The sequence below is a fragment of the Pseudocolwellia sp. AS88 genome (assembly GCF_030551755.1).
In the GTDB taxonomy this organism is placed as follows: Bacteria; Pseudomonadota; Gammaproteobacteria; order Enterobacterales; family Alteromonadaceae; genus Pseudocolwellia.
In genome coordinates this window covers 20,510-34,017 of record NZ_JAUPEC010000020.1, presented here as the reverse complement: position 1 = coordinate 34,017, position 13,508 = coordinate 20,510, and the positions used below count along the sequence as shown (strand labels likewise).

Below are 13,508 nucleotides of genomic sequence, written 5' to 3'. Positions count from 1 at the left end.
TAACACTAATCCATTTCATTTATAAAATAGGACTTACGGCTCATTAACATCATCATTACTCTAGTTATTTTGTTAGGTTCTGCGTGGGGAATGTCACGTTTTTTTACCTTACCTAAAAACATATGGTTATTGTTTATTACTCAACCTTTAGTGATGGCTGCTTCACCTGTTATCGTATTTATTGGCGGCATATTATCTACTAAGATGGGTAACAATCCTTCGATGGCGACACTGCCTATTACTGTCATGATTTTAGGTGTTGCTTGTACTTCTATTCCAGCGGCATTACTCGCTAAAGTTAAAGGCAGAAAGTTCGCCGTTATTACAGGTTTTATTATTTCGTTTATTGCGTCTCTTTTTGCTGCATTAGCAACTTACCAACTAAATTTTGAATTGTTTGTTTTGGCTAGCTTAATGTTTGGTTCAAGTAGTGCTTTTATACAACAGTTACGCTTTGCAGCTATAGAAAATGCACCTACTAAAGCCGATATTCCTACGGTGTTATCAATACTTATGCTCAGTGGTATTTTTGCTGCATTTTTAGGGCCCGACATTGCCTTGGCAGCCAAAGATTTAATAGACTCTCCACAAGGTTATACGGGCTCATTTTTAGTACTTTCCTTACTTGTTGTTGTAGCTTTAGTGATTATTTCTCAATTTGAAAATGTAGAATCTGAAAGCATTATAAACAACGAAAACACACGCCCTTTATTGGTTATCATTAAACAACCTATCTTTATCATTTCAGTACTTTGTGCAGCTATTGGTTTTGCTCTGATGAGCTACTTAATGACAGCGACACCGTTAAGTATGCATCAACACAATGGACATTCCCTTTTAGAAACTAAATGGGTGATACAAAGCCATATCGTAGCCATGTTTTTACCTTCATTATTTACCGCTTGGTTGGTTAAAAAATTTGGATTAAAAGCATTAATGCTAGCAGGTACCTTAATGTATGGCTCAGTGATAATTATCGCGTTTGCAGGTGAACAGGTTATTCACTATTGGTGGGCACTTGTATTATTAGGTGTTGGTTGGAACTTCTTGTTTTTAAGTGGAACTAGCTTGCTACCATTAAGTTACTTACCAAGTGAAAAATATAAGGTACAAGCATTAAACGATTTCATATTATTTGGTTTTCAGGCTGTTGCTAGTTTACTTGCTGGCTGGGTTTTATATAAAGCAGGTTGGTATGGAGTATTACTTTCAAGCCTACCTTTTTTGATTATTCTTTTTACTGTAACACTATACTTTTATATTCATCATAAGAAACTTCAAAAGGCTGAACTTGAAATAGCTCAAATTAAAACTGAGCCGCTTCAAAAATAACAATACGAAAAACAATAAAATCAATTAGATGGAGCATAATTAATGTCTACAACAAGTCACATTATTCAACTAGGTCACCCTACGCTAAGAAAAATAGCAGAACCTGTTCATGACATTTTGTCTGAAACAACTCAGCAACTTATTAATCATTTGTTTGAGACAGTAAAAAAAGCTGGTGGGGTTGGCATTGCCGCGCCACAAATTGATATTAGCGAACGCATTTTTATTATGTGCTCTAAACCAAACCAGCGTTACCCAGATGCTCCACTAATGGAGCCAACAGCGATTATTAATCCTAAAATCATCGCTCATGGTGATGAAGTTGAAAAAGATTGGGAGGGCTGTTTAAGTGTTCCTTCTATTCGAGGTTTAGTGCCTCGTTATAACAGTATTCATGTGAGCTATTACGATCAATATGATAATAAACATAACAAAGATTTATCTGGCTTTTTAGCTCGTATTTTTCAACACGAAATGGATCATTTAGACGGATTAACTTTTGTTGATAGAGTTGAGTCAGGAAAAGACTTATTTAGTGAAGAAGAATGGCGTAAACAGTTTATTGATGCTTAATTCTAGCCACTTAGTATAAATACCTAAATCTGGACAACTTAGCATAATACGTAAACTAACTTATAGTTTAGGTATTATGCCTACCGTTTCTATCAGTTATGAACATTTTCTACGGGCACTTTCGTCCAGTCGTTAAAAAATGAACCCAATCCTGTCTGTCTCTTTTCATGCAAGCTTCGACAGCTGATTTAACATCATAAGGTACATTAATATGCTGAACCTTCCAGCTTTCATTGGCTTTAGTTGAGCTTGCTTCCTTACTGTTCGCTTTTTCACCACTTACTTTTTCAAGAAGAGCATAAGAAGCCATAGTATTAAAATTTTCCATTGAATGAATATTCGGTTCATCATCGGTATACGCCTGTAAACCAACACTACCCGGATTTACAACAACCTGGCCTGTACTTAAAGAAACCGTTCGCGGTGTATGAGTATGACCACAGCATATTATTGGTGACTTTTGACCATTCAATAGACTTAAAATATCATTATCAGAACGTAAACGTGCATAACCACATTCAACATTTTCGAGTAAGTAAATTAAATCATTGCTTGGTGTGCCATGACATAAATAAATATCATCGCTTAATTGCTTGTCGAATGGTAAAGACTTCATCCATTCAATAGGATCTTCACCTAAGTCATCAATAATAAACTTCATAGTAGGATTTGACGCAATTTCAGCGGTTGTAGCTTCAAATATTTGCCGATCTTGATTGCCACAAATAGTAATAAAATTGTGCTTCATTAAAAGTTCATAAGTCGCTTTAGGAGCTATCGGTCCGTAAAGAATATCGCCAAGATTAACCATGTAATCAACATTATGCTTTTTCACATCAGCAATCACTGCTTCTAAAGCAAAAACATTACTATGAATATCAGATAATATGGCAAGTTTCATGAGTTACCTCCTGTAATACCTAATGGGTTAATTAATATAGATAACCTCAGTTCGGGATAAGCAAAGTTATTCAATAAGCTATTTTTATTGAATATTGTGACATTCATTATCCCAAGTTGAGGTTAAATACTCTTTATTTTTATATTGCAGAAATAAAAAACGGCCAACATTGTTGACCGTTTTAATACATTAAGTTTCTCTTGTTTTTAGGCTAAAGTCGATTACTTATTGTAATGTTTTTCCATCCAGTTTTTTGCATTACCACCTGTTGCAGTACCCGTTAGCTCGATAGCTAAATCAGACGCTTTTAACAAGAGTGGAATATCAATACCTGTGTCATATCCCATTTGTTCAAGCATCATAACAACGTCTTCAGTTGCTACGTTACCACTTGCGCCTGGAGCAAAGGGACAACCACCTAAACCGGCAATTGATGCATCAAACTTGCGAATACCCGATTCAAGAGCTGCGTAAACATTAGCAAGCCCCATAGCGCGAGTATCATGAAAATGACATGACAATATATTGCTATCAAATCGGCTTGTTAAACCTTCCATCAAGCTTGCAACTTCTGCTGGGTTAGCAGCGCCAATAGTATCTGCAATAACGATCCCAGTTGCGCCAGCGTCAATCAGTTGTTCGGTTACACGATAAACTTCATCAGCTTTTATTGCACCTTCAAACGGACATTCCCATGCTGTAGCTACGTAAGCTTGAACATTAGCACCTTTAGATTTTGCTAAAGTGAGTACCTCGCGACAAACATCAACACTCTGCTCTGTTTTCATTTTAATGTTTTTTTCATTCATGGTATTAGATGCTGCAACCACCAATGACATTAAAGGAACATTTGCCTTAGAAGCAAGCTCAAAGCCTTTCATATTCGGTATTAACCCTGAATATACCGCACTGCCTTTTGGTAACAACGGAAATAAATCCGCTGTACCAGCCATTGCAGGCACCGCTTTAGGAGAGACAAAAGCACCTACTTCAATCTCAGGAACTTTTGCCGCTTCAAGCGCTAAAATAAGAGCTAAACGTTGTTGTAAATCTAAGATCTTCGGCTGATTTTGCAAGCCGTCACGAGGACCGACATCATTAATGATTACTTTATTAGAAGCCATTAGCCGATCACTCCTGATGCTTTCAATCGTTTAACCTCTTCTTCATCCATACCTAACAATTCATGTAACACTTGGTCTGTATGTTCGCCCAATGCAGGAGCCGCTGAGAAAGTTTCCTCGTTGGTTCTTGAGAACTTAATTGGGCTACCTGGTCCTTTAGTTTTATGACCTTCAGGATCTGACAGTTCAACCACCATATTACGATGTAACACTTGTTCATCATTAAGCGCTTGTGAAAAATTATTCACTGGCGCACATGGAATTCTAGCGCCTTCAAGCAAACCTAGCCAATGTGCGGAAGTGTTCTGTGATAATACTTTATTTAAAGTTTCATTAATAAAATCACGATCTTTCCAACGACCAGGCTGAGTGTCGTATTCAGGCTTATCGAATTCTGCCACACCTAATAACTCTTTCAAGTTCTGCCAAAAGTTATCAGTAATAACCGCGATAACAATATATCCATCTGAACTTGTAAAGGTATTGTATGGCACATGAACAAAGTGAGAGTTACCAATTGGGTAAGGGTTTTCACCTGAGATAAAGTGCATGGTTGCCATGTAATTCAATAAAGAAATTTGACAATCAAGCATAGATATATCGATATCTTGCCCTTCTCCACTACGTTCTCTTTCTAACAAGGCTGCTTGAATTCCCATTACGGCGAACATTCCGCCACCTAAATCACCAATAGGGATACCTGCTCTAACTTGTTGTTCAGGCCCTTCACCTGTAATAGACATACCGCCACCCATTGCTTGCGCAACTTGGTCAAATGCAGGACGTTTAAACGCTGGTCCACTATTACCAAACCCTGTAACTGAACAAGAGATAATACGTGGATTAACAGCTTTTAAATGTTCATGATCAATCTTCAAACGTGTAGGTACACCGGCACCAAAGTTATTCACAACCACGTCTGATTTTTTAACCAAATCATAAAAAACTTCTAGTCCTTCAGGAGACTTAAGATCGATACATATACTCTGTTTATTACGGTTAAGGGTTATAAAATAAGCGCCCATACCGTTAACAGAGTTATTAGGATCGTTCGCTAACAATTTACGTGTACCTTCACCTTGTAATGGTTCCACTTTAATTGTTTCAGCCCCTAAATCAGCTAGGATCATTCCACAGTATGGACCTGATAACATGTGCGTTAAATCGATAATACGCAGTCCAGCTAAGGGTTTGTTTTTCATCTTGTGTACTCCAAATCATTAAAAGCCAAGTGGCTTTGAAAATTAAAAACGGTAAGAAAAGTCAACACCATATGATCTAAGCGCTGATGGATGTAGGAACGATCCACCAAACTCAGGTGTTGGTATAACTTCTTGTAAATATGTTTCGTCTGTAAGGTTTTTAGACCAAAGAGCAACAGTCCAGTTTTCACTGTCTAAGCTAATACGAAGATTCAATGTATCGTAGGCATCACGAGTTGCGTTTGTGAAATCAACAGGATGAGGTCCAGCTGGTACGCCACCACCTAAGGTGCCAAAGAAATCCCAGATCGTTGGTGTTTGCTCACCTTGTAACGAATGGAAGTAAGTTTCCCCTACGTATTGCCAATCAAGACGAGTAGTTAAAACTAAATCTTGGTTGATTGAGTAATCCCAATTGATACCTAAAGTAAAAGTTTCGTCTGGTGATTGTGGTGCCGTATTACCTTCTGAAAGCGGACGGTTTTTGTTTTCTTTTATTTCACTATCAAGTAAACCAACGCCAGCAAATACACTAATATCTTCAGTTACCTGAGCATTAACATCCATTTCAAAACCTCTAATTTGAAGTTCATCAATGGTGGTTACCGCACGGATCAAACCGAATGGTCCGGCAAAGAATTCGAAGAACTGATTATCTTCTACCGTGGTATCAAAAATAGCCGCATTAAGTTTAATTTTGTTATCAAGGAAACTAGCTTTGAAGCCTAGCTCAACATTGGTTGTTACTTCTTTTTCATATTCATCACTAACCAATAATTGTGCATTAACGGAATCACCTGGATTACCTTCACCTGTAGCATTAAACCAGAAATCTAGGGTTGCTTCTGTACCAATAGAGTTAAAGCCACCACTTCTGAAACCTACCCCATAACTTGCGTACCAGTTCCATGTTTCGCTAGCAGCATAAGATAAAGTGACTTTAGGCTGCCAATGGCTAAATGAACGGCTACGATCTGGAATTCCGTCAGGATTTGCAGTAAAGGCTGGGTTTATTGGTCCTACTTCACCGTTAACAATCGTATTAACATTTAAACCTGAAGCACTCACATTAGGTACATTATTACTAACATCGCGGGCTTCATGATCGTAACGTAATGCAACAGATAATTCCCATTGTTCATTTAAGTCGTATTCTAATTGACCAAATACTGACATAACTGAAGTATCGTAAGTGTCATCGAATAATAAATCGGTAGGGTTTGGTCCAGTTGGTGGAATGTAAGCTTGGTTAAGGAAACCTTGACCTGTATCGGCGCCATAAGCTACAACAACATCACGCTCAATTTCAGCGAAATAAAGACCTGCGATCCAACGTAAAGCATCAGTTTCAGAGTCTGAAGTGAAACGTAATTCACCACTAAAATCAGATTGGCTACGTTCTTGGAATTGATAACCGTCACACGCTGTTGGTGTAAATGGGCCATATACACCAGTAAACTCAACACCTGGCGCAAATACACCAAAAGGTGCGAAGAATTCACCAAATAAGTCGGTTCTGTCGGCACCACCAATAGCTGCAGGCGCATTGTTTAAAGTAGCGCGATCCGTTTGACATTGTTCAGTTAATTCATAACCGTAAAATGACGCACTTGTGCCATCAGATAATAATGTTTCTTCTAAGTCATTGTAAGCAAGTACAGCCGTTACATCGTAACCGTCTAAATCAAGCTCTGCTTTTAAAGAAGTTTCAAAAGTTGTTTGTTCATTAATGCCAGGCACGTTAGAAGTAAACACAAAATCATGGTCATTTACATCAGCAAAATACGCTGGCTGATTAAATGCAGTTTCAAAAGAAGGTAAAGCAAAGTTAGCGTTATAATTAATTGCACCACCTTCAACGTCACTAAAACTGGCTCTGAAATCAAGTTTAAGTATGTCGCTCGCATCCCAAACTAATCGACCACGAATGTTACTATCTTCTAGGTAATCAACAGAGTCGTCAGCACCTGTAAATGTATTAGAATAATGTCCATCAGTGCTGTTGTGGCTTGCAGATAAGCGAGCACGAACGGTTTCAGATAATGGCCCACTTATCACACCACTAATTTTATTGGTGTTGTTATTAGCTAAACCCGCTTTAAATGTACCTTCAAATTCATCAGAAGGCTCTTTAGTGGTAACAATAATGGCGCCAGCAACAGCATTACGACCATAAAGTGCGCCTTGTGGACCTTTTAACACTTCGATTTGAGCAACATCAAAAAGCTCTTCATTAAAGCCATTTGGGTTAGTCATTAATACCCCATCAACAACATAAGCAAATGTTGATTCAGCATCACGAGTAGAAACAATACCTCGGATAGTTACTTGTGTATCACCTACATTTGAAGCATCAACCATAGTAATATTTGGGATAAGTCCAATAGCGTCACCTGGTCGCTCGATACCTGCACTTTCAATCACCTTTTCAGATAAAGCTGTAATAGCAATTGGAACTTCTTGTATGCTTTCAGGACGTTTACGAGAAATACTGATAATTTCAATCTTTTTATCAGTTACTGCTTCTTCTGCATAAGCCGGGGCAGCTGAATATAATCCGCCACTAAGAGCTAGCACGATACTACTTGCTAAAGTATTTTTGCGTAGGTTTGCCATTGTCTGTTCTCCGTTTATTGTAATTTTTAGTTCACTGCTTGTTTAAAGGTTGGTGCTTTTATTGTTTTAATTATTATTTATATTTTTAAGTCGTCGCCACAAAGTGGTTTGGCTTAATCCGAGATAACTTGCTACTCGACGTTTATCTCCATTGAAGCGAGTCATTGCTTCAACAACTAGTTCAAGCTCTTTGGCTTTTACTAATCCGTTATTTGCATCAAAACTTTCTTGCTCTACCATTTCAGGGGCAATTCGTTTTAATACTTGTTTAATATCGGTGCCTTTGTCTGCCATTTGTAAATAAGCGACTAAACGTTCCAATACGTTTTCTAATTCTCGAACATTTCCAGGCCATGAATAATTGCAAAGGTCATTAAGTATGGGAGGTAAAATATCTTCCACTAAAAAAGATAAACGATAGCTTGATATAAATGCTGTAAGCTTTTGCTCTGCTATTCTATGAATATCTTCAGGACGTTCACTAAGTGTTGGAATGTGTATATTGAAAACATTAAGTCTGAAGAATAGATCCTCTCTAAATAAACCTTCTTCAACTAATTCACGCAAAGGCTTGTTTGATGCCGCAACTAACTTAAGGTTAACGGGTTTTTCTTCATTAGAGCCTAACGGGCGGTAATGCCTTTCTTGCATAAAACGTAATAACTTTGATTGCTGATCTAAAGCTAGCTCACTTATTTCATCTAAAAAAAGCACTCCATTTTGCGCTTCTTCAATAAGACCTTTTCGACCACCACGTTTTGAACCTGTAAATGCGCCATCACGATATCCGAATAATTCCCCTTCAAATAACTCTGTAGGTATTGCTGAACAGTTTAATGCAACAAAGCGACCATTAGCGTAAGGGCTATGTTGATGAACCGCTCTGGCTATAAGCTCTTTACCCGTACCTGATTCACCATAAATTAAAACGTTACTGGGTGAAGTTGAAAATGACTTAACTTGCTGAACAACGTCAGCTAACGCAGGAGATGAATAAACTAAATCATGCCTATTTGATATGATCTGCTTTTCGTTTTTTGGTTGCTTACGATAAAGCTGATATACATAAGAAGGAGTTCCTTTGGTTACAACACGATCTTGATGAAACCACCACTCAGTTCCGTGAATTTCACATTCACCATCAGTTTGACGCTGCTGTTCATTAGGATGTATAAAGTTTTCAAGTTCATCGTAATTATTGTTATTTATACCAAGGTCTTTATGTGCAGCATGGTTAAAAATAACTGAATCGCCTTGCTCATCAGTCATAAATATAGGAGTTTTAGATTGATGAATAAGCCAATCGGTTAATGCCGTTTTTTGTAAAGTCTTAACATGATTACGCCCAGCATCTATTGCTTTAGTTAAGGTTTTTCTACATGAATCTGATGTATAAAGTAAAAAGGCCGGAAAACCATACTTAGTTGCTAAACCACACACCAAACTAGCACCAACATAAACAATATGCTTTCGTTGGCGCGTTAACTGAAAGATCTCTCTCGCTTCTTCTGAGGTTGTATATATCTCTTCTTGGATAGAAACGTTTAACGCTGCTTCCAATAAAGGAACAACAGGAGAAGGTTGACCAAAATTTATTAAAACAATGTCTTTTGAAACTTGTGCGGCTCTTCTAACCGCTAAAATAATATCGTCTGTTGAGCTATTAAGAGAAAGAACGGGGATTTCTAAATATGTTTTAAGATAGGCTGCATTGGCGCCAGCACTAACTATTGCATCAGGTCTGAATTCTTTAATGTGCTGCTCAACTTCAGTTATGCTATCAACAATAGTGTCGAGTATATGAAAATGTGCTTTCTCGCTGAATTCAGACATAACACTGCTCATCAACTGGCTAAATTCTTTATGACCAAAAACCAAAATACGAATAAGCTCATCAGTAGAGTGCGTTGTTTTCATTTCGCCCCCTCCTTTGCCGTTTCAATTAATGAAACGGTATTAGCTGCATTGTTAGTAAATAATGTATTTAGTTTCATCAAGCTAATTATCTGATTATTCATTTTTATCTCATATTGATTTAGTTACTGCATCAGTCGTGCCACATAGATATAACTTTATAACAAAGCTTTATTTTAAAAGGTACATAAGTTAATAATGGTTAAACTTTATTAAAAAGCTACTACCTGATTTAAGTAGATCTTCATTTCAATATGAACTAAATATTTCAAGTTGAAATTGATATAAGTCATGAATGATAAAATTTAATTTAAGCGTTTTGGCACAATTGCAATACAGAAGCTAATCCAAGCGGGCAATCTAGATCTTGAATTAACCAAGTATCTAAACCTTTCCGAGGCCCCTTTGAGTCAGGTTGAACACCCTGCTGTGCTAATTTACTTAATGAGCTATCTAAGTTATCAACACCTAAAGACAGTAAAAATAGCCCTTCACCACGTTCAGCAAGTATACGAGCCACCTCTCCCTCTTCACTTAAGGGCTGTACAAGAACAATCCAGGCATCACCAATAGGGAAGCGTGCCGTTTTAACATTTCGCCCTTCAAGTCCTTCTGTTATGGGCTTACACCCTAGTACTTTTTCTAAATATGTTATGTGTGGTGATAAGTCTTTAACGACATAATTGATATGGTGAACTGAATTAATGTGACTCATATTCTTTCGACACCTTTATAGTTAACTTAAATGTTCATGCTTAATGCTTAAAAGCATAGAGTGTGCCAGAGTCATGGATACCTAAAATGGTGTATTACTTAAATCTCTGCATTTCAAAATGAGCATTAAATAAACTCTTTGAATAAAGTTTTCTCAATATTTAACCGACCGACTGGTTTGTTCCCTTAACTTTAGGTTATAATAGATCTGACCAGTTTGAATTTTTAATTATTAGCGAGGCTGTTTAATGAGAGATGCAGAACAAACTAGACAAAAAATATTAGAAATCAGCGCTGATGAAATTCACAAGCATGGTTTTACTGCAACAAGTTTATCCGTCATTTTAAAAAGGTGTGAAATATCCAAGGGTGCTTTATACCATCACTTCACGAATAAAATTGAATTGGGTTATGCAGTATTTGAAGAAATATACACACCAATGTTTTTATCAAGCTGGCTTCCTGCAATTGAACAGGAAGATCCCATTGAAGGCTTATGTGAATATTTCAGCCAAATGAGTGTAAATCTCACATGCGACGAATTAATCTGTGGCTGTCCATTGAATAATTTATGTCAAGAAATGGCTGGGATAGATGAAGGTTTTAGATTACGTATTTTAGATTTACAACTGCAACTTAATCAACTTATCTCAAATGGCTTAGAGAAAATAAAACATCAACTTCGAAATGACATTAACTTCAGTCAGGTCTCTTACTTTATCGTTTCTACTTTCCATGGTTCTACAACCTTAAGTAAAAGTTCAAAGAATATAGAGCTATTCGAACAAGTGATGGATGAGTTATGCAAATACCTGAGAAACTTAAAACAGGCTTAACATTCCTCAAGCTAATATTTAAGTAATAAGCGATAACTATTTACTATATATAAATTACATTTTATTACGTGTAACTACTAGCAAACCGAGCGGTCGGTATGCTAGTATTCACACATTGAATTATTACTGAATTTTTAAGGTACACACATGAAGAACATTTTTTCTCTTTTCTCTTTTATCACAGCGCTATTTATGAGTGTTTCTGCTTATTCAGTAGAAGTAGTAGAAGTTTCTCCTTATAAAGTTATTGAAACTGTTGGCCATAACTTGTTCGAACGTATTGCTAATAATCAGCAAGAAATTGAGAAATTTCCTGATTTAATGAGAAATATTGTTGATGAAGAGTTAATGCCATACATTGATTACAGATATGCTGCGTATAAGATTTTAGGTAAAAACTTACAAACAAGTACTAAAGAACAAAGAGAAAATTTCGTTCTTTCTATGCGCCAATACTTAATACGTACTTACGCTAATGCATTAACTCAATACAAAGATCAAAAGGTTATTTTTGAACCTGAAAAAAGCACTAATGGCAAAAACATTGTTTCAGTAACTACACAAATTATTGATGGTCAACGTCCAACAATTGACATCAACTTTAAGTTACGTAAAAACAAAAATACGCTTGAATGGAAAGCGTTTGATATGGTGGTTGAAGGTATTTCGCTTCTTTCTAGCAAGCAAGCTGAGTTAAGTAATCGTATAGCTAAAGAAGGTATTGAAACGGTAACGTTAGAATTAGCTTCTATTACTAAATAGTTGATGAGCTAAGTAAGCAATTAGGTAATGAAAGTTTATTAAAAAATCCCTTGTTAAGAATTCATGTTCGCTGTAATTCTTGTTCCCCATTAAAGTTTTTTAATGGGGATTTTTTTTGCATGAAATTTATATTTCTTAAAACAGAGATAAAATAAACCTCTCAAATAAATTATTATTTTTGTATATTAATGATTTGAGAAATCTTCACCTTTTGCCATTCTGTCGTATAAAATAACATTCACTGTAGCCGCTAAATTCATACACCCATTAGTTGGCACATAAATGGTTTCTCTACAAAAGTCGGTTATATGTTTTTTTAAGGTACCGTCTTCAGGGCCAAAAATATAAAAGGCTCTAGGTGGATGTTTATAAGTAACTAAAGATTTAGCATCATCAACTAACTCTACCGCAACAGGAACACAATCTAATGGCACTGTATTTTTTAAATCTTCAACACCAATTAAAGGGATTTCTAAATGTACTTTGTTTTTATCTGTATAAAAGGCTTTAGCTAAATCATATCTTTTACCTGTGTAATATACAGAATGCACACCATAACAACCCGATGCTCGCATAACTGAACCTACATTCTCTGGTGATTTAGGATTAAATAACCCAATACATGCATATCCCTTTTTACTCATTTTATACAACTCATTTCTTAATAATTCATACTAACGAAAGGCGCTAGCAACTTTATAATGACGAGATTATACCTATTTCTCGATTTGATAACACTTAGGCAATCTACAATTTAGAGCTAAGTTTATTAAGTTGTTTTACAGATAAAATATATATACTCATTACCATTTAAGTTAGAGCTTCAGAGTGATTGATCAATTTCAGTTCAAAGCGCTGTGGTTAAATAATGGTTATTACCTTATAAATCAAAGCAACGACGAAGTGTTATTGCTTAAACACTTTTCTGATGAGTTTAAGCTCATTTGTGCTGCGTTATTAAATGAAATGATTAAATAACCATTGTGTTAATTCAATCCCTTGCCTAAATAAATTTTAATTCCCACTGATGTCATGCACTTTGAATGGTAATGGGTATAATAACCACAGTTTACCTTTTTTAGCCTCTATATTATTTACTATGAGTTCATCTTTAAAATACTTATCTGCGTACTCAACCGAGATCACTGATAAAATTCAAACAATGCTTGATGCAGATACACTTAAAACATTTCTTATCAATAAGTACCCTACTCCACACAGTATTTATAATGATAAAGCTTTGCGCGAATATACAATGGATATTAAAAATCAATATCTAAAAAAATCTAATCCACTAAGCCAAATTAAGTACGATGACAAAATTCATGTGATTAATAATGCGCTTGGGTTACACACTTATGTGTCTAGAGTTCAAGGTAGCAAACTAAAAAGTAAAAATGAGCTACGTGTGGGCAGTATGTTCAAAGTGGCTCCAGAGCCTTTTTTGAATATGATAGTGGTACACGAGTTAGCTCACTTAAAAGAAAAAGATCACAACTATTCCTAACAACCGATTATTAGCTAAATGTTGTCA

General features: G+C 36.1%; 11 protein-coding genes and 1 pseudogene. 5 read left to right on the top strand and 7 right to left on the bottom strand.

The genetic code is table 11. From position 1 onward, the window contains the following. The first annotated feature begins 90 nt into the window (after nt 1-90). Both Q5N69_RS13590 and def read left to right on the top strand, forming a co-directional pair. Entirely contained in the window at nt 91-1,332 is a 1,242-nt protein-coding gene (locus tag Q5N69_RS13590; protein WP_304369528.1) for an MFS transporter, read from the top strand. A 42-nt stretch (nt 1,333-1,374) separates the two neighbouring features. After that, nucleotides 1,375-1,905: a peptide deformylase gene (def, locus tag Q5N69_RS13585; RefSeq protein ID WP_304369527.1), complete on the top strand. Its 531-nt coding sequence runs from the start codon at nt 1,375-1,377 to the stop codon at nt 1,903-1,905. A 109-nt stretch (nt 1,906-2,014) separates the two neighbouring features. On the opposite strand, the gene Q5N69_RS13580 is transcribed toward def, so the two are convergent. The 6 genes from Q5N69_RS13580 to Q5N69_RS13555 form a co-directional block, all read right to left on the bottom strand. After that, on the bottom strand, nt 2,015-2,806 hold the full coding sequence (locus Q5N69_RS13580) for a metallophosphoesterase (RefSeq protein ID WP_304369526.1): 792 nt from the start codon (nt 2,804-2,806) through the stop codon (nt 2,015-2,017). 221 nt (nt 2,807-3,027) lie between these two features. Then, complete coding sequence (locus Q5N69_RS13575) at nt 3,028-3,930, bottom strand: hydroxymethylglutaryl-CoA lyase (RefSeq protein ID WP_304369525.1); 903 nt, start codon at nt 3,928-3,930, stop codon at nt 3,028-3,030. Further along, nucleotides 3,930-5,132, bottom strand: a complete 1,203-nt coding sequence (locus Q5N69_RS13570) for a CaiB/BaiF CoA-transferase family protein (protein WP_304369524.1) — start codon at nt 5,130-5,132, stop codon at nt 3,930-3,932. Before Q5N69_RS13570 ends, Q5N69_RS13575 begins: the two co-directional genes overlap by 1 nt. A gap of 42 nt (nt 5,133-5,174) precedes the next feature. Further along, nucleotides 5,175-7,748, bottom strand: a complete 2,574-nt coding sequence (locus tag Q5N69_RS13565) for a TonB-dependent receptor (protein WP_304369523.1) — start codon at nt 7,746-7,748, stop codon at nt 5,175-5,177. A 66-nt stretch (nt 7,749-7,814) separates the two neighbouring features. Further along, nucleotides 7,815-9,665 carry a sigma 54-interacting transcriptional regulator gene (locus tag Q5N69_RS13560; RefSeq protein ID WP_304369521.1) on the bottom strand — a complete coding sequence of 617 codons (1,851 nt, stop codon included), beginning with the start codon at nt 9,663-9,665 and terminating at the stop codon, nt 7,815-7,817. Between the two features lie 307 nt (nt 9,666-9,972). After that, complete coding sequence (locus Q5N69_RS13555; RefSeq protein WP_304369520.1) at nt 9,973-10,377, bottom strand: VOC family protein; 405 nt, start codon at nt 10,375-10,377, stop codon at nt 9,973-9,975. Nucleotides 10,378-10,624: 247 nt separating this feature from the next. On the opposite strand from Q5N69_RS13555, the gene Q5N69_RS13550 reads away from it, so the two are divergent. Further along, nucleotides 10,625-11,212, top strand: a complete 588-nt coding sequence (locus Q5N69_RS13550; protein ID WP_304369519.1) for a TetR/AcrR family transcriptional regulator — start codon at nt 10,625-10,627, stop codon at nt 11,210-11,212. A gap of 147 nt (nt 11,213-11,359) precedes the next feature. Further along, the gene (locus Q5N69_RS13545; RefSeq protein ID WP_304369518.1) at nt 11,360-11,974 is read left to right on the top strand and encodes a phospholipid-binding protein MlaC; all 615 of its coding nucleotides are present in this window, start codon (nt 11,360-11,362) and stop codon (nt 11,972-11,974) included. A 185-nt stretch (nt 11,975-12,159) separates the two neighbouring features. On the opposite strand, the gene Q5N69_RS13540 is transcribed toward Q5N69_RS13545, so the two are convergent. Continuing rightward, on the bottom strand, nt 12,160-12,618 hold the full coding sequence (locus Q5N69_RS13540) for an RNA methyltransferase (RefSeq protein ID WP_304369517.1): 459 nt from the start codon (nt 12,616-12,618) through the stop codon (nt 12,160-12,162). A 455-nt stretch (nt 12,619-13,073) separates the two neighbouring features. Between Q5N69_RS13540 and Q5N69_RS13535 the strand changes: the two are divergent. Further along, nucleotides 13,074-13,472 (top strand): annotated as a pseudogene (locus tag Q5N69_RS13535) (YgjP-like metallopeptidase domain-containing protein); the annotation flags it as partial. Between the last annotated feature and the right edge of the window lie 36 nt (nt 13,473-13,508).

What these genes read in the sequence shown, in the direction of transcription:
- Q5N69_RS13590 (WP_304369528.1), top strand. Translation starts at nt 91, where the DNA reads ATGTCACGTTTTTTTACCTTACCTAAAAACATATGGTTATTGTTTATT.
- def (WP_304369527.1), top strand. Translation starts at nt 1,375, where the DNA reads ATGTCTACAACAAGTCACATTATTCAACTAGGTCACCCTACGCTAAGA.
- Q5N69_RS13580 (WP_304369526.1), bottom strand. Translation starts at nt 2,806, where the DNA reads ATGAAACTTGCCATATTATCTGATATTCATAGTAATGTTTTTGCTTTA.
- Q5N69_RS13575 (WP_304369525.1), bottom strand. Translation starts at nt 3,930, where the DNA reads ATGGCTTCTAATAAAGTAATCATTAATGATGTCGGTCCTCGTGACGGC.
- Q5N69_RS13570 (WP_304369524.1), bottom strand. Translation starts at nt 5,132, where the DNA reads ATGAAAAACAAACCCTTAGCTGGACTGCGTATTATCGATTTAACGCAC.
- Q5N69_RS13565 (WP_304369523.1), bottom strand. Translation starts at nt 7,748, where the DNA reads ATGGCAAACCTACGCAAAAATACTTTAGCAAGTAGTATCGTGCTAGCT.
- Q5N69_RS13560 (WP_304369521.1), bottom strand. Translation starts at nt 9,665, where the DNA reads ATGAAAACAACGCACTCTACTGATGAGCTTATTCGTATTTTGGTTTTT.
- Q5N69_RS13555 (WP_304369520.1), bottom strand. Translation starts at nt 10,377, where the DNA reads ATGAGTCACATTAATTCAGTTCACCATATCAATTATGTCGTTAAAGAC.
- Q5N69_RS13550 (WP_304369519.1), top strand. Translation starts at nt 10,625, where the DNA reads ATGAGAGATGCAGAACAAACTAGACAAAAAATATTAGAAATCAGCGCT.
- Q5N69_RS13545 (WP_304369518.1), top strand. Translation starts at nt 11,360, where the DNA reads ATGAAGAACATTTTTTCTCTTTTCTCTTTTATCACAGCGCTATTTATG.
- Q5N69_RS13540 (WP_304369517.1), bottom strand. Translation starts at nt 12,618, where the DNA reads ATGAGTAAAAAGGGATATGCATGTATTGGGTTATTTAATCCTAAATCA.